This window comes from Pseudomonas sp. zfem003 (assembly GCF_032621675.1).
Classification (GTDB): Bacteria; Pseudomonadota; Gammaproteobacteria; order Pseudomonadales; family Pseudomonadaceae; genus Metapseudomonas; species Metapseudomonas otitidis.
This window is the reverse complement of the sequence record NZ_JAVYJG010000005.1, coordinates 348581-362561: the sequence shown is the minus strand read 5'-3', so window position 1 is coordinate 362561 and position 13981 is coordinate 348581. Positions and strand designations below refer to the sequence as shown.

General features: G+C 68.0%; 15 protein-coding genes and 1 pseudogene. 8 read left to right on the top strand and 8 right to left on the bottom strand.

The features are described 5' to 3' along the window. Window positions 1-5: 5 nt before the first annotated feature. Window positions 6-302 carry a hypothetical protein gene (locus RTK35_RS13280; RefSeq protein WP_074969088.1) on the top strand — a complete coding sequence of 99 codons (297 nt, stop codon included), beginning with the start codon at window positions 6-8 and terminating at the stop codon, window positions 300-302. On the opposite strand, the gene RTK35_RS13275 is transcribed toward RTK35_RS13280, so the two are convergent. The 4 genes and pseudogenes from RTK35_RS13275 to RTK35_RS13260 form a co-directional block, all read right to left on the bottom strand. Continuing rightward, window positions 296-1021 carry a substrate-binding periplasmic protein gene (locus RTK35_RS13275; protein WP_052807669.1) on the bottom strand — a complete coding sequence of 242 codons (726 nt, stop codon included), beginning with the start codon at window positions 1019-1021 and terminating at the stop codon, window positions 296-298. The genes RTK35_RS13280 and RTK35_RS13275 overlap by 7 nt on opposite strands. A 70-nt stretch (window positions 1022-1091) precedes the next feature. Next, complete coding sequence (locus tag RTK35_RS13270) at window positions 1092-2150, bottom strand: haloacid dehalogenase-like hydrolase (protein ID WP_044413514.1); 1059 nt, start codon at window positions 2148-2150, stop codon at window positions 1092-1094. A 162-nt stretch (window positions 2151-2312) separates the two neighbouring features. After that, window positions 2313-2588, bottom strand: a pseudogene (locus tag RTK35_RS13265) (DUF1294 domain-containing protein); the annotation flags it as partial. A gap of 146 nt (window positions 2589-2734) precedes the next feature. Beyond that, window positions 2735-4066, bottom strand: a complete 1332-nt coding sequence (locus RTK35_RS13260) for a DEAD/DEAH box helicase (protein WP_044413509.1) — start codon at window positions 4064-4066, stop codon at window positions 2735-2737. Between the two features lie 164 nt (window positions 4067-4230). On the opposite strand from RTK35_RS13260, the gene RTK35_RS13255 reads away from it, so the two are divergent. Further along, window positions 4231-4776 (top strand): dihydrofolate reductase family protein, encoded by a 546-nt coding sequence (locus RTK35_RS13255; protein ID WP_316908202.1) that lies wholly within the window; start codon window positions 4231-4233, stop codon window positions 4774-4776. Then, window positions 4773-5180, top strand: a complete 408-nt coding sequence (locus RTK35_RS13250; protein ID WP_316908201.1) for an NUDIX domain-containing protein — start codon at window positions 4773-4775, stop codon at window positions 5178-5180. Before RTK35_RS13255 ends, RTK35_RS13250 begins: the two co-directional genes overlap by 4 nt. Window positions 5181-5190: 10 nt before the next feature. Here the strand turns inward: RTK35_RS13250 and rarD are convergent, their stop codons facing one another. The 3 genes from rarD to RTK35_RS13235 all read right to left on the bottom strand — a co-directional run bounded on the left by rarD (window position 5191) and on the right by RTK35_RS13235 (window position 7528). Further along, entirely contained in the window at window positions 5191-6090 is a 900-nt protein-coding gene (gene rarD, locus RTK35_RS13245; protein WP_074969099.1) for an EamA family transporter RarD, read from the bottom strand. Between the two features lie 375 nt (window positions 6091-6465). Continuing rightward, on the bottom strand, window positions 6466-7065 hold the full coding sequence (locus tag RTK35_RS13240; RefSeq protein WP_316908200.1) for an FMN-dependent NADH-azoreductase: 600 nt from the start codon (window positions 7063-7065) through the stop codon (window positions 6466-6468). A gap of 145 nt (window positions 7066-7210) precedes the next feature. Next, window positions 7211-7528 carry an S-Ena type endospore appendage gene (locus RTK35_RS13235; protein WP_044413498.1) on the bottom strand — a complete coding sequence of 106 codons (318 nt, stop codon included), beginning with the start codon at window positions 7526-7528 and terminating at the stop codon, window positions 7211-7213. Window positions 7529-7613: 85 nt separating this feature from the next. Between RTK35_RS13235 and RTK35_RS13230 the strand changes: the two genes are divergently transcribed. The 5 genes from RTK35_RS13230 to RTK35_RS13210 all read left to right on the top strand — a co-directional run bounded on the left by RTK35_RS13230 (window position 7614) and on the right by RTK35_RS13210 (window position 12667). After that, window positions 7614-8540, top strand: coding sequence for a LysR family transcriptional regulator (locus RTK35_RS13230; RefSeq protein ID WP_044413495.1), 927 nt, complete (start codon window positions 7614-7616; stop codon window positions 8538-8540). A 10-nt stretch (window positions 8541-8550) separates the two neighbouring features. Beyond that, window positions 8551-9360: an alpha/beta fold hydrolase gene (locus RTK35_RS13225; RefSeq protein WP_074969103.1), complete on the top strand. Its 810-nt coding sequence runs from the start codon at window positions 8551-8553 to the stop codon at window positions 9358-9360. Continuing rightward, complete coding sequence (locus RTK35_RS13220) at window positions 9354-9908, top strand: peptidylprolyl isomerase (protein ID WP_044413490.1); 555 nt, start codon at window positions 9354-9356, stop codon at window positions 9906-9908. The genes RTK35_RS13225 and RTK35_RS13220 overlap by 7 nt, the downstream gene beginning before the upstream one ends. Before the next feature lie 81 nt (window positions 9909-9989). After that, window positions 9990-11819 carry an ABC transporter ATP-binding protein gene (locus RTK35_RS13215; protein WP_107328589.1) on the top strand — a complete coding sequence of 610 codons (1830 nt, stop codon included), beginning with the start codon at window positions 9990-9992 and terminating at the stop codon, window positions 11817-11819. Between the two features lie 581 nt (window positions 11820-12400). Then, window positions 12401-12667 (top strand): DUF2790 domain-containing protein, encoded by a 267-nt coding sequence (locus RTK35_RS13210; RefSeq protein WP_044413486.1) that lies wholly within the window; start codon window positions 12401-12403, stop codon window positions 12665-12667. Between the two features lie 3 nt (window positions 12668-12670). On the opposite strand, the gene RTK35_RS13205 is transcribed toward RTK35_RS13210, so the two are convergent. After that, window positions 12671-13798, bottom strand: coding sequence for a GNAT family N-acetyltransferase (locus tag RTK35_RS13205; protein ID WP_316908199.1), 1128 nt, complete (start codon window positions 13796-13798; stop codon window positions 12671-12673). Between the last annotated feature and the right edge of the window lie 183 nt (window positions 13799-13981).

Sequence of the window (13981 nt, the reverse complement as noted above, 5' to 3'; positions counted from 1 at the left end):
TCACCATGAACCCTCGCACCCCACTCCTCGCCCTGGCACTGGCGCTCGCCGCACCGCTGCCGGCCCTTGCCACCTGCGGCGTGGACGACGCCGTCGAGCAGCGCGGGCAACTGGCCCGCGAGGTGCACCAGGCCACCGACAGCGACCCGAAGCAGGCAGCCCAGGTGAACAAGGAGCTGCGCCAGGACAAGCCCGAGACGTCCGCCCGGCCGGGCACCGATGAATGCGCCGCCGCCGAGCGGCGGGCCCGCGAAGTGGAACGCGCCGGCAGTGAGGCCGAACGCAAGACGCCGGATCAGTAACGCCCGTACTTGCGCTCGATCACGCCGTACTCGCCACTCTCGCGGATGCGCCGCAGGCCGATGTTGAAGCGGTCGCGCTGGTAGGCGTGGAGGAAGCCCACCTTGTAGTCGGTGGGCTCGAAGAGGTCGAACCAGGCCAGCGGCTGGGCTACGTCCACCTGGTCCCTCACCTCCTGGTTGAGGTAGTTGATGATGCGCCGGTCACCGATGACCACATCGATGCGCCGCGCATACAGCAACCGGTTGCGGGCGATCTGGTGGGCCTCCTCGCGGTAACGCGGGTTGTTCTCGGCCATGGCCTGGAAGCGCGGCCCGAGCAGGAAGCGCGCACGCTGGAAGGCGCTCACCGAGTACTGCCCCAGGTCCTCGATGGAGGACAGGGTCAGGTTCGAGGCGGCCAGCGCGATGGCGTAGTTGTGGTACTGCAGGTAGACGTCGGAATAGAAGGCCTGCACCTGGCTCAGCTCGCTGGTGGGGGCGATGCCGTCCAGCTCGCCGCGCGCCAGCATCAGGTGCAGGCGCTCCATGGGCAGGTAGTGGTACTCCAGCTCGAAGCCGGCTTCACGGGCGGCGGCGGCGATGATCTCCACCTCCAGGCCGCGTTGCTCCGCTTCGAATACATAAGGTGGCTTCTCGGTGCCGAAACCGAACCGCAGGGTTTCCCCCTGTGCCAGCAGGGTCACCCCTGCCAGCACGATGCCGATGAACCACTTTCCCATGCCACCCCCTGGTCACTGCCTCGCAGAATAGTCGCTGGCGCTGTGGCTGCGCAGGGGGCAAGACGGCCGGTTACTGGATCTCCTCCGGCGTCACCACCACCCAGTTGCGGTCGGCGGTGACCGGCAGGCCCAGCTTGGCCTGGGACTCGGCGTTCTTCTTCTGCATGGCGGTGATCTGGTCCATGTACTTGGCCTTGCGGTTCACCCACACCCGCAGCCCGCCCTTCTCCACGTCGGTGCCGTGGAACAGCATGTAGCCATCGCTCTCGGGGGTATCACCACCCACCAGGATCGGCTTCTTCCACTGGTCGATGTAGGTGAGGATGGCCGCCTGCTTGCCCGCCATCCAGGTGGCCGGGGTCCACAGGTAGGGGGTGACTTCCAGGTCGAGGTTGGCCTTCTCGTCGTAGTGGCCGTCCTTGATCTGCTTGCGCGCGGTGGTCAGGGCGCCGGTCTTGCGGTCCTTGAGCAGGGTGGTGACGCCGATGACGTTCTCGGGCTTCACGTTGTAGCCGTACTTGGGATCGGCGGCGACCATGCGCACCAGCTCTTCCAGGGCGGCGGTCATGATGTACACCTCGATGCCGTTCTCCCGGAGCTTGTTCATCAGCTCCTTCTGCCCGGTGAAGGGCTTGGGCGGGTTGATCTCGATGGTCTTGACCTCATCCCCTTCGTAGTAGGTGCTGGGGATCGGCTTGCCGTAGGCCATCAGCTCGTCCACGTAGCCCTTCAGCTCGCGCAGGGTGAAGCCGGAGAACACCTGGGCCACCCAGGGGTAGCAGACCAGGTCGTCCACTTCGCAGAGGCGGTAGTAGTAGCTGTTGAGGCTTTCCTTGTGGCCGTTGACGTCCTTGAACGGGATGAGCTTGAGCGACGGGTCGAGCTTCTCGCGGGTCAGCACGCCCTTCATTTCCAGGAAGGGCAGCAGGGACTCCTCCAGGTCGTAGCGGTAGCTGGTGTTGTCCATGTCGAACACCGCGTAGGCGCCCTTGTTGGCGTTGGCGGCGATCAGCGCGTCCAGCTGCTTGGCGGCGGGCGCCGGCCAGTGGGCAAGTTCGGTGGCGGCTGCGGCGGGGCCGGCCAGGCCAAGGCACAGGGCGGCGGCGAGAAGCGTCCGGGTCAATGTCATCGCGTAGGTTCCCTCGGGGTGGGCGAGGCGCATCAGGCGCCCCGGGCCCCTGGACCCTAGCAGAGGACCATGACACCGCCATGACCGTAACCGACACGCACCATCGCGCTTGCGTCCACGTCAGTGCCAGCGCCACGCGACCCAGGCGCCGAAGGCCCCGAGGTGCAGCAGGACGATGAACCAGAAGCGCAACTGGTAGGGCAGCTTGCGGTTCTTGTGGCGGATCAGCCGCTGGGCCAGCAGGCCGCCGGGCCAGCCGCCGAGAAGCTCGAAGAGGTGCAGGCGCGCCTCGGGGATGCGCCGCATGCCGGCCACGGCCTGGCGCTTGTCGTACCAGTAGGCGACGAAGCAGACCAGGCTCATGACCAGGTAGACGAGGGCCAGCACTTGCCAGAGGGCGAGGCCGTAGGGGATGAACGCCGGAGCAGCGTCCAAAAGGGGAGGCAGGGAGGGTTCGAGGGCTCCGCAACCGCGGTCGGTGAACTCCACCGTGCCGTCGGCCCGGGTGCAGCGGTACACCTGGGCCTCGGCTGTGGCCAGCCACGGCAGCAACACCACCGGCAGGCCGAACGATGATGGACGGATCACTCAGCCGCCGGCTTGCGGCGCTTGAGCGGTGCCAGGCCGTCGCTGCTCACCACCTGCGGCTGCTCGCGGCGCGGGCTGGACGGCTTGCGCTTGGCGGCGGGCTTGGCGGACGCCTTGCCGGTGCTCTTCTTGTCGGTCTTTTTCTTCTTGCTACCGACTGCCTTGCCCGAGGCCTTGACCTTCTTCGGCCCGTTGTAGGTGCCTTTCAGCTCCTTGATCACACGGCGCTCGAAGCTCTGCTTGAGGTAGCGCTCGACGCTGGACATCAGGTTCCAGTCGTTGTGGCAGATCAGCGAGACGGCCAGGCCCTCGCCCCCGGCACGGCCGGTGCGGCCGACGCGGTGCACGTACTCGTCGCCGGAGCGCGGCATGTCGAAGTTGATCACCAGGTCCATGCCTTCGATGTCCAGGCCACGGGCCGCCACGTCGGTGGCCACCAGCACCTTGGTGCCGCCCTCGCGCACACGGTCGATGGCCAGCTTGCGGTCCTTCTGGTCCTTGTCGCCGTGCAGCACGAAGGCCTTGTAGCCGGCCGCCACCAGGTGGCCGTAGAAACGGTCGGCCTGGGCACGGGTGTTGGTGAAGACGATGGCCTTCTGGTAGGTCTCGTTGGCCAGCAGCCAGCGCGCCAGGGCTTCCTTGTGATCCACGTCGTCGGCGGTGATGACTTGCTGCCGGGTCGACTCGTTGAGCTGCTCGATGCCGTTCAGGCGCAGGTGCAGCGGGTCCTTCAGGACCTGGGCGGACACCTCGCGCAGGGCCGCGCCGCCGGTGGTGGCGGAGAACAGCAGGGTCTGCTGGCGGTTGGCGCATTCGGCGGTGATGCGCTGCATGTCCTCGGCGAAGCCCATGTCCAGCATGCGGTCGGCCTCGTCCAGCACCAGCACCTCCACCTCCTTGAGGCTCACGGTGCCGGAGTTGAGGTGCTCGATCAGGCGGCCGGGGGTGCTCACCAGCACGTCCGGCAGCTTGCGCAGCATGGCGGCCTGGACCTTGAAGTCCTCGCCGCCGGTGACCAGGCCGGACTTGATGAAGGTGAACTGCGAGAAGCGCTCCACTTCCTTCAGGGTCTGCTGGGCCAGCTCCCGGGTCGGCAGCAGGATCAGCGAACGGATGCGCTCGCGGGGCTTGGCTTCACCGATCAGGCGGTTCAGCAGGGGTAGCACGAAGGCCGCCGTCTTGCCGCTGCCGGTGCGCGCGGTGACGCGCAGGTCGCGCCCTTCCAGCGCCGGGGGAATCGCCGCCTGCTGCACGGGCGTCGGTTCGACGAATTTCAGTTCGGCGACAGCCTTGAGCAGACGTTCGTGCAGGGCGAATTGGGAGAACACGGGTACCACCTCGATCGGAAGCCTGGAAAACAGCTGCGTAGGTTACCTTGTGTCGCGCCCGAACGCCCGCGATCCCTTCGCCGGCCCCTGCGCACGACTGAACTCGCGCCCGACCGGCCCACTCCAAACCCTGACGCCCCCGATCTCCTCTGCGGAAAGCCCCCATGACTGCTTCGCTGATCTATTACGTCGCCACCAGCCTCGACGGCTACATCGCCCGCCCCGACGGCCGGGTGGACTGGCTCGAACCCATCGAGCGCTCCGGCGACGACCACGGCTACCACGCCTTCTACGAAAGCATCGACGGCCTGCTGATGGGCCGGGGGACCTACGAGACCGTGCTGGCGATGGGCGGCGACTGGCCCTACCCCGGCAAGCCCTGTACCGTGCTCACCCGCGCCGACCTGCAACCCGCCGGCCCCCAGGTGAATATCCGCCACAGCACGCCCCAGGAGGCCCTGGCGGAGCTGGCCGAGGCCGGCTGCAAGCGGGTCTGGCTGGTGGGCGGCGGGTCCCTCGCGGGCACCTGCTACGCCGCCGGCCTGCTGGACGAGCTGATCGTCAGTGTGATCCCCCACCTGCTCGGTGCGGGCATCCCGATGTTCGCCACCGGCCTCGAACGGCGCCTGCAACTGCATGAACAACGCAGCTTCGCCACCGGCGTGGTGCAGCTGCATTACCGACTGCTACCGGAAGCCCCTGCCCCATGACCACCCTCGACATCACCGCCGCCTGCCTGATCGACGCCGACAACCGCCTGCTGCTGGTGCGCAAGCGCAACACCCGGGCCTTCATGCTTCCTGGCGGCAAGCGCGAGCCCGGCGAGAGCGCGCACGAGGCGCTGCGCCGTGAACTGCAGGAAGAGCTGGAACTGAGCCTGCCGGCCGAGGCCCTGAGCCCGCTGGGGTCATTCCGCGCGGCAGCGGCCAACGAGCCGGACACCTGGGTCGAGGCCCAGGTCTTCGTCGCACGCCTGGAGCAGCCGGTGGCGCCCGCCGCCGAGCTGGAGGAACTGGCCTGGCTGGCCCCCGGCCAACCGCTGCCGGACACCCTGGCCCCACTGCTGCGGGAACAGGTCCTGCCGGCCCTGGCCGCTCACCCCGCCTTAGCCTGAAGGCTGCGCCTCACACGCCCAGCTGGCGCGCCTGGCGCCGCAGCAGCTGGGCGCTGTCCCAGCCGATCAGCAGCACCGCCAGCCAGATGGGCAGGTAGGTCCACAGCTGCGCCGGGTCGAACGCCTCGCCGAGGAACACCACCGCCACTGCGAACAGCAGCACCGGCTCCACGTAGCTGAGGATGCCGAACAGCCCCAGCGGCAGCAGCCGGCTGGAGGCCATCATCGCCGCAAAGGCCAGGGTGCCCAGCACGCCCAGCCCGGGAATCAGCCACCACAGCGCCGGTGACTGGGCGAACGCGCCCTCGGGGCCGTGGGCGATGATCAGCCACGCCGCCAGGGGGGCCAGCACCAGCATTTCGAGGATGAAACCGGACAGCGCATCCAGGCGCATCCAGCGGCGCAGCATGAAATACGGCGGGTAGCCCAACGCCGTGACCAGCGTCAGCCAGGAGAAGGCGCGGGTCATCCACAACTCGTGGAGCACCCCGGCCAGCGCGCAGATCACCGCCAGCAGCTGCAGCGGACGCAGGCGCTCGTTGTAGAACAGCCGGCCGCACACCACCATCGCCAGCGGCAGCAGGAAGTAGCCCAGCGACACCTCCAGCATCCGCCCCTGCAACGGCGCCCAGAGGAACAGCCCCCACTGCAGGCCGATCAGCAACGCCGCCAGCGGCAGCGCCGCCAGCAACAGCGGCTCGCGCCGCAACCGCACGAGCACCCCGCCAAGGGTGGCCCACTGGCGACTCAGCGCCACCAGCAGCAACACCGCCGGAATCGACCAGAGCACGCGCTGGGCGAACACCTGCACGCCATCCAGCGGCGCCAGCTCGCGCACGTAGCCCGGCATCAGCGCAAACAGCACCGACGCCACCAGGGACAGGGCGACTCCGCGCCCGGACAGCCTCACCGGCACACCGTGACGGCTGGGTAGAAGAACGAAGAAGACATGGCAGGCCTCTGATTGCAGCCGGCGAAAATACCCGCTCGTTACCAACAGAGGAAGCTTACCCACGCACGTGCGGACCCGCTGGGACCAACCCGGCATCCACGGGCCTGAAAGCGGCACCTGCCTACCAGGCTCCCGCTTGGGAAACCAACCGGGTACCGAGTCGGCGAAGCAGGGCGGTGGGCTGAAGCCCACCCTACGGCCACCCACTCTCACCTCACCGGCTTCGCGAGCAGAGCGCTCCAACGGGAAGCGAGCGCCCATAAAAAAGCCCGGCCAAGGGCCGGGCGGAGTGTGTGCGTCGGGATCACGCACGGAGCAATCGGTTTAAGCCGGTCAGGCAACCCTGACCAGTTGCGCCCGGGCCTGGGCGATGCCCTTCTCCTGGAACTCGGCGCCCATGTTCAGGCCCTCGGCATGGATGAAGGTGACGTCATGGATGCCGATGAACGCCAGCGCCTGACGCAGGTAGGGCTCCTGGTGGTCCAGCGGACCACCGGCGTACACGCCGCCACGGGCGGTGAGGACGAAGGCGCGCTTGCCGCTGAGCAGGCCCTGGGGGCCGGTCTCGGTGTACTTGAAGGTCACCCCGGCGCGCAGCACATGGTCCAGCCAGGCCTTGAGGGTGCTGGGGATGCCGAAGTTGTACATCGGCGCCGCCAGCACCAGCACGTCGGCGGCCAGCAGTTCCTCGGTGAGTCGGTTGGAGCGGGCCAGGGCCGCGCGCTCGGCGCCGTTCTGCTGGTCAGCCGGCTTCATCCAGCCGCCCAGCAGGTCGCTGTCCAGGTGCGGCACGCTTTCCTGGGCCAGGTCGCGCACCACCACCTCGTCGGCCGGGTGGGCGGCCTTCCATTGGGCGATGAACTCAGCGGTCAGTTGGCGGGAGATGGAACCCTGTTGGCGGGCGCTGCTTTCGACGATGAGGACACGGGACATGCTGACTGCTCCATCAAGAACGGTTGCGATTCGATGGAGCGCAGCTTAGGAGGACACAATTCGATAAAAAAGCGAAAAAATCCGCTACTAAATATCGATGTTTTTAATTTATAAAGGCCTCCTGATCGACCAGGAGGCGGCGCAATCAAACCGGCTTGCAGGTCAGCCCGACGCGCAGGCGGATGATGCTGCGGTTGAACTTGGCGGTCAGCGAGACGCTCTCCCCCGGTGCGATCACCGAGCGGCGCACCCGAGGGGTTTCCGGGCCGTTGACGAAGCGCGCGGTGCATTCGGCGCGGGTCCCGCCCAGGTTGTAGACCGTGATGGCGCCCATGTTGTGGTCGATGTCATTGGTCTGGTAGGAAATCTCGGCACCGTTGTACTGCTTCTCCACCTCGATGGGGTAGGCCAGGGCGACGCCGGGCAGGCAGGCCAGCAGGGTACAGAGCATTGTTGTTTTCATCGGGGGTCTCCGCTGCGGTGGGCCGCCAGATTACAGGAGAGCGCCGATCCAGGTCATCGGCGCCGGTCAACGTGAGGAGCCAGCCATGAAAGCGCCCCGGGTCACCCTGGACCAATGGAGAACCCTGCAGGCCGTGGTGGACCACGGCGGCTTCGCCCAGGCGGCGGAGGCCACCCACCGCTCCCAGTCCTCGGTGAGCTACACCATCGCACGCATGCAGGAACAGCTCGGCGTGCCGCTGCTGCGCATCGACGGGCGCAAGGCGGTGCTCACCGAAGCCGGCGAGGTGCTGCTGCGTCGCTCCCGCCACCTGGTCAAGGCCGCCAGCCAGCTGGAAGAGCTGGCCCACCACATGGAGCAGGGCTGGGAGGCCGAGGTGCGCCTGGTGGTCGACGCCGCCTACCCCACCGCCCGCCTGCTGCGTGCACTGGCCGCGTTCATGCCGCAGAGCCGCGGCTGCCGGGTGCGCCTGCGCGAGGAGGTGCTGTCCGGCGTGGAGGAGGTGCTGCTGGAGGGCACCGCCGACCTGGCCATCACCAGCCTCACCGTGGCCGGCTACCTGGGTACCGAACTGTGCAACGTGGAGTTCGTCGCCGTGGCCCACCCCGACCACCCGCTGCATCGGCTCAACCGCACCCTCAGCTTCCAGGACCTGGAAAGCCAGCTGCAGGTGGTGATCCGCGACTCCGGCCGCACCCAGCCCCGCGACGTCGGCTGGCTGGGCGCCGAACAGCGCTGGACGGTGGGCAGCCTGCCCACCGCTGCCAACTTCGTCAGCAACGGCCTGGGCTTCGCCTGGCTGCCGCGCCACATCATCGAACGGGAGCTGGCCGACGGCCTGCTCAAGCCGTTGCCGCTGGACCAGGGCGCCACCCGGCACCCGAACTTCTTCCTCTATGCGAGCAAGGAGAAGGCCCTGGGGCCGGCTTCGCAGATCCTCGTCGAGCTGATCAAGACCTTCGACTCGACGCCCCTCAACGCCCCCTTCGCCGCGCCGATGCCCAGCGCCTGAGGAGCCCGCCATGCCCTGGTTCGACCATCACGGCTGTCGCCTGCACTACGAAATCCACGGCCAGGGCACCCCGGTGCTGCTGGTGCACGGCCTCGGCTCCAGCACCCTGGACTGGGAGTACCAGCTCCCCGCCCTCAGCGCCCGCCACCAGGTGGTGCTGATGGACGTGCGCGGCCACGGCCAGTCGGACAAGCCCCGCGAGCGCTACAGCATCGCCGGCTTCGCCGCCGACGCCGCCGCGCTGATCGAGCACCTGGGCCTGGCCCCGGTGCACCTGGTGGGCATCAGCATGGGCGGGATGATCGGCTTCCAGCTCGGCGTCGACCGCCCCGAACTGCTGCGCAGCCTGACCATCGTCAACAGCGCACCTGAAGTGAAACCCCGCAGCCCGCGCGACTACCTGGAGGTGGCCAAGCGCTGGACCCTCTCGCGCCTGCTGGGGCTGGACACCATCGCCAAGGCCCTGGGCCGCCTGCTGTTCCCGCTGCCGGAGCAGGCCGAGCTGCGCGCCAAGGTGGAAGAACGCTGGCCGCGCAACGACAAGCGCGCCTACCTCGCCGCCCTCGACGCCATCATCGGCTGGGGCGTGCGGGAACGCCTGGCCCGCATCACCTGTCCTACGCTGGTGGTGACGGCCGACCGGGACTACACCCCGGTGGCGCAAAAGGAGGCCTACGTCCGCGAATTGCCCGATGCCCGCCTGGTGGTGATCGAGCAATCCCGCCATGCCACCCCGCTGGATCAACCGCAACGCTTCAACACCACCCTCCTCGGCTTCCTCCACGAGGTCGAGCACAACAAGGAACGCCCCACATGCTGAAGAAACTCGCCCTCGCGGCCTGCACCCTGCTGTTCGCCTCCCACCTGCTGGCCGCCGGCAACCCCCACGTCACCCTCAACACCTCCGCCGGGGAGATCGAGCTGGAGCTGGACGAAGCCAAGGCGCCGATCACCGTGAAGAACTTCCTCGCCTACGTGGACGCGGGCTTCTACAACGGCACCGTGTTCCACCGGGTCATCCCCGGCTTCATGATCCAGGGCGGCGGCATGACCGCCGACATGCAGGACAAGTCCACCAACCCGCCGATCAAGAACGAAGCCGACAACGGCCTGCACAACGTGCGCGGCACCATCGCCATGGCCCGCACCCAGGCCACCGACTCGGCCACCAGCCAGTTCTTCATCAACCACCGCGACAACGCCGCGCTGGACCACGGTGCCCGTGGCTTCGGCTACGCAGTGTTCGGCAAGGTGGTGCGCGGCATGGACGTGGTCGACCAGATCGCCAACGTCCCCACCGGTCGCCGTGGCATGCACCAGGACGTGCCTGTGCAGCCGGTGGTGATCCTCTCCGCCAAGCGCTCCTGACCCTCGCGGCCCGCCTCGGCGGGCCGCTGCACACGGGGCCGGCTCCCTGGAGCCGGCCCCGTTCTTCGTCGAGGTCCCGCCATGTTCCGCCGCTTCGAACGCCTGATCGACGTCTTCCGACCGGCCCCTGACGACACCCCGCCACGCAGCGTGCTGCGCTTCTACCTGCACTACCTGCGCCAGGTCTGGCCGGTGTTCGCCGCCCTGCTGGTGGTGGGGCTGATCGTGGCGCTGATCGAAGTGGCGATGTTCAGCTTCCTCGGGCGCATCGTCGACCTGGCGCAGTCCACCCCGGCCGGCGAACTGTTCAGCGCCCACGGCCACGAGCTGCTGTGGATGGCGGTGGTGACCCTGCTGCTGCGCCCGCTGTTCAACGCCCTGCACGACCTGCTGGTGCACCAGAGCATCAACCCCAGCCTGACCAACCTGATCCGCTGGCAGAACCACCGCTACGTGCTCAAGCAGAGCCTCGGCTTCTTCCAGAACGACTTCGCCGGCCGCATCGCCCAGCGCATCATGCAGACCGGCAACTCCCTGCGGGACTCCGCCGTGCAGGCGGTGGATGCCCTCTGGCACGTGCTGATCTACGCCGTCAGCTCCCTGGTGCTGTTCGCCGAGGCCGACTGGCGGCTGATGCTGCCGCTGGTGGCCTGGATCATCGCCTACGTCATCGCCATCGCCTGGTTCGTGCCCCGGGTAAAGCAGCGCTCGGTGGAGTCCTCCGATGCCCGCTCGCGGCTGATGGGGCGCATCGTCGACGGCTACACCAACATCACCACCCTCAAGCTGTTCGCCCACACCCGTGACGAAGAGGGCTACGCCCGCGAAGCGCTGGACGAACAGACCTGGCGCAGCCAGCTGGCCGCGCGGGTGGTCACCATCATGGACACCGTCGTCACCCTGCTCGGCGGCGCCCTGGTGGTCAGCACCTGCGGCCTCGCCCTGTGGCTGTGGAACCAGGGCCTGATCAGCGCCGGCGCCATCGCCCTGGCCACCGGGCTGGTGATCCGCATCATCAACATGTCCGGCTGGATCATGTGGGTGGTCAACGGCATCTTCGACAACATCGGCCAGGTGCAGGACGGCATCCAGACCATCGCCGTGCCGCGCCAGGTGGTGGACGCCCCCGACGCCCAGCCCCTGCAGGTGCAGCGTGGCGAGGTGCGCTTCGAGGCGGTGCGCTTCCACTACGGCAAGGGCAGCGGGGTGATCGAGCACCTGGACCTGCATGTGCGCCCCGGCGAGAAGATCGGCCTGGTGGGCCCTTCCGGCGCCGGCAAGTCGACCCTGGTGAACCTGCTGCTGCGCCTCTACGACCTGGAAGGCGGGCGCATCCTCATCGATGGCCAGGACATCGCCCAGGTGACCCAGGACAGCCTGCGCGCGCAGATCGGCATGGTCACCCAGGACACCTCGCTGCTGCACCGCTCCATCCGCGAGAACCTGCTCTACGGCCGCCCGGACGCGGATGATGCGGCGCTCTGGGACGCGGTGAGCAAGGCCCGCGCCGACGGCTTCATCCCCCAGCTCAGCGACGCCGAAGGCCGCCACGGCCTGGACGCCCACGTCGGCGAGCGCGGCGTGAAGCTCTCCGGCGGCCAGCGCCAGCGCATCGCCATCGCCCGCGTGCTGCTCAAGGACGCACCACTGCTGATCCTCGACGAGGCCACCTCGGCGCTGGATTCGGAAGTGGAAGCGGCCATTCAGGAAAGCCTGGAGAGCCTGATGCGCGGCAAGACGGTGATCGCCATCGCCCACCGCCTCTCCACCATCGCCCGCATGGACCGCCTGGTGGTCCTCGACCAGGGCCGCGTGGTGGAAAGCGGCAGCCACGCCGAACTGCTCGCCCAGGGCGGCCTCTACGCCCGCCTGTGGCGCCACCAGACCGGCGGCTTCGTCGGCGTCGACTGAGCCGCTGGAGTTCCAACACCGCCGAACGCCATGGGCTTCGCACAGCTCAGCCCATCCTACGGCCACAGGTACGGCCCGTAGGATGCGCTGAGGCCACGAAGCGCATCAGGCCACACCGCAACGGTCTGAGCCCACCGACACATCGGCCATGCCGCAACAGCCACAGGCTCAGCCCGTAGGATGTGCTGAGGCCACGAAGCGCATCGCGACGATCAATGCAACGGTTTTGAGGAACCCGCCCGCCACATCGGCCATGCCGCAACAGCCACAGGCACAGCCCTTAGGATCTACTGAGGCCACGAAGCGCATCGCGACGATCCATGCAACGGTCTGAGCCCGCCGCCACATCGGCCACACCGCAACGATGAATCGCGCTCTTTCCATCCACCATTACCGCGCACGGCGGCCACCCGGGAATCGCGTCGACTATCAATCCCGATGATCTCGACTAGAAGAACCATCAATTTCCGCGATGAAAGGGGCGGTGGTCATATAGACCCCGTTCCCGGCACCCACCGAAGCCGCGCCACAGGCCCCGGGCTTCGGTCGGAGCGCCACCCACTGATCGAGGAAAGACCGTCATGAAAATCGCAGCCGCCGTCACCGCCGTTCTCTCCAGCCTCGCCCCCACCGTGTTCGCCGCCGAAAGCCGCGATCCCGGCGCCGGCCTCCCGGTGGAGGAGTACCACTACGGGATGCAGGTCGACGTGAAGAAAGTGCTCTACCGCACCGACAACAGCAGCCGTGCCGGCGTGGTGCCGGTGGTGATGGTGTACGAGGACAGCCAGGGCGACGTGCACAAGATGCGCTACCTGGAATGGGGCGGCAGCACCCTCAGCAACGGCTGAGGCTCAACCCTGGCGATAGGGCAACAGGCCCCGCGCCTCCTCGGCATAACGGAGGATCGCGGGGCGTTCCTGGGCCAGGAAGTCCGCCACTGCCGCGCGCAAGCCGGGGTGGCGCAGCAGGTGCCAGGAGCGGGTCACGACCGGCTCGAAGCCCCGGATCAGCTTGTGTTCGCCCTGGGCGCCGGCGTCGAAACGCGACAGCCCGGCGCGGATCGCCCACTCGATGCCCTGGTAGAAACAGGTCTCGAAATGCAGGCGGTCGAACTCCGCCAGGCAGCCCCAGTAACGCCCGTACAGGGTGCTGCCATCCACCAGCGAGAACGCCATGGCCACCGGCCGGCCGCCCTGCACCGCGAACACCACGCGAATGGCCTGGGGCATGCGCTCGGCCAACAGGCTGAAGAAGGCGCGCGTCAGGTACGGCGTCTGCCCGCGCACCGCATAGGTATTGGCGTAGCAGGCATAGACGAAGTCCCAGTCCGCCTCCAGCAGTTCGTGCCCCTCGCGCCACTGGAACTCGATCCCCTGCCCCGCCACCTGCTCACGCTCCTTGCGCACCTGCTTGCGCTTGCGCGAGGCGAAGGCATCGAGAAAGTCCTGGAAGTCCCGGTAGCCCCGGTTGTGCCAGTGGTACTGGCAGCCCAGGCGCTCCAGCCAGTGCTCGCGCCCGCGCAGCACCGCGTCGGCGAGGGCATCGGTGAAATTCACATGCAGGCTCGACAGGTCCTCCGCGTCGAGGGCTTCGGTCACCCCCTCCAGCAGCGCCGACGCCGCGCTGGCGTCCACCGCCAGCAGGCGCGCGCCGCCGACCGGGGAGAACGGCACGGCCCCCAGCAGCTTGGGGTAGTAGCCGATCCCGGCACGATGGCAGGCATCGGCCCAGGACCAGTCGAACACATACTCACCGTAGGAATGCACCTTCACATAGGCCGGCATCGCCGCGCGCAGGAGGCCCTGGTCGTCCAGCAGCAGCCGGTGCGCCGGGTACCAGCCGGACTGTCCCCCCACACTGCCGCTGTCCTCCAGGGTCGAGAGGAAGGCATGGCGCAGGAAGGGCTGGTCATCGGGCAGCAGGGCGTCCCAGTGCTCGGGCGCCAGGTCGGAGAGTCGGGTGAGGGTCTGGATAGGCATGGCGAGCAGTCTGGCGCGGGGCGCAGTCGAAAAAAAGCCCGCCGTGGAGAAATTGCCGACGGCCCTGGTGCAGAGCGGGTGAAGCCGCTCCCACAAGGCGTCGCGCACGCGGTTCCGACCGCGAAAATCCGCGCCATAAAAAAGCCCCGCCGAAGCGGGGCCCAAGAAGGAGCGGATGAACGG

Coding starts and splice junctions, on each gene's coding strand:
- RTK35_RS13280 (WP_074969088.1), top strand. CDS start 6: ATGAACCCTCGCACCCCACTCCTCGCCCTGGCACTGGCGCTCGCCGCA.
- RTK35_RS13275 (WP_052807669.1), bottom strand. CDS start 1,021: ATGGGAAAGTGGTTCATCGGCATCGTGCTGGCAGGGGTGACCCTGCTG.
- RTK35_RS13270 (WP_044413514.1), bottom strand. CDS start 2,150: ATGACATTGACCCGGACGCTTCTCGCCGCCGCCCTGTGCCTTGGCCTG.
- RTK35_RS13255 (WP_316908202.1), top strand. CDS start 4,231: ATGACTGCTTCGCTGATCTATTACGTCGCCACCAGCCTCGACGGCTAC.
- RTK35_RS13250 (WP_316908201.1), top strand. CDS start 4,773: ATGACCACCCTCGACATCACCGCCGCCTGCCTGATCGACGCCGACAAC.
- RTK35_RS13240 (WP_316908200.1), bottom strand. CDS start 7,065: ATGTCCCGTGTCCTCATCGTCGAAAGCAGCGCCCGCCAACAGGGTTCC.
- RTK35_RS13235 (WP_044413498.1), bottom strand. CDS start 7,528: ATGAAAACAACAATGCTCTGTACCCTGCTGGCCTGCCTGCCCGGCGTC.
- RTK35_RS13230 (WP_044413495.1), top strand. CDS start 7,614: ATGAAAGCGCCCCGGGTCACCCTGGACCAATGGAGAACCCTGCAGGCC.
- RTK35_RS13225 (WP_074969103.1), top strand. CDS start 8,551: ATGCCCTGGTTCGACCATCACGGCTGTCGCCTGCACTACGAAATCCAC.
- RTK35_RS13220 (WP_044413490.1), top strand. CDS start 9,354: ATGCTGAAGAAACTCGCCCTCGCGGCCTGCACCCTGCTGTTCGCCTCC.
- RTK35_RS13215 (WP_107328589.1), top strand. CDS start 9,990: ATGTTCCGCCGCTTCGAACGCCTGATCGACGTCTTCCGACCGGCCCCT.
- RTK35_RS13210 (WP_044413486.1), top strand. CDS start 12,401: ATGAAAATCGCAGCCGCCGTCACCGCCGTTCTCTCCAGCCTCGCCCCC.
- RTK35_RS13205 (WP_316908199.1), bottom strand. CDS start 13,798: ATGCCTATCCAGACCCTCACCCGACTCTCCGACCTGGCGCCCGAGCAC.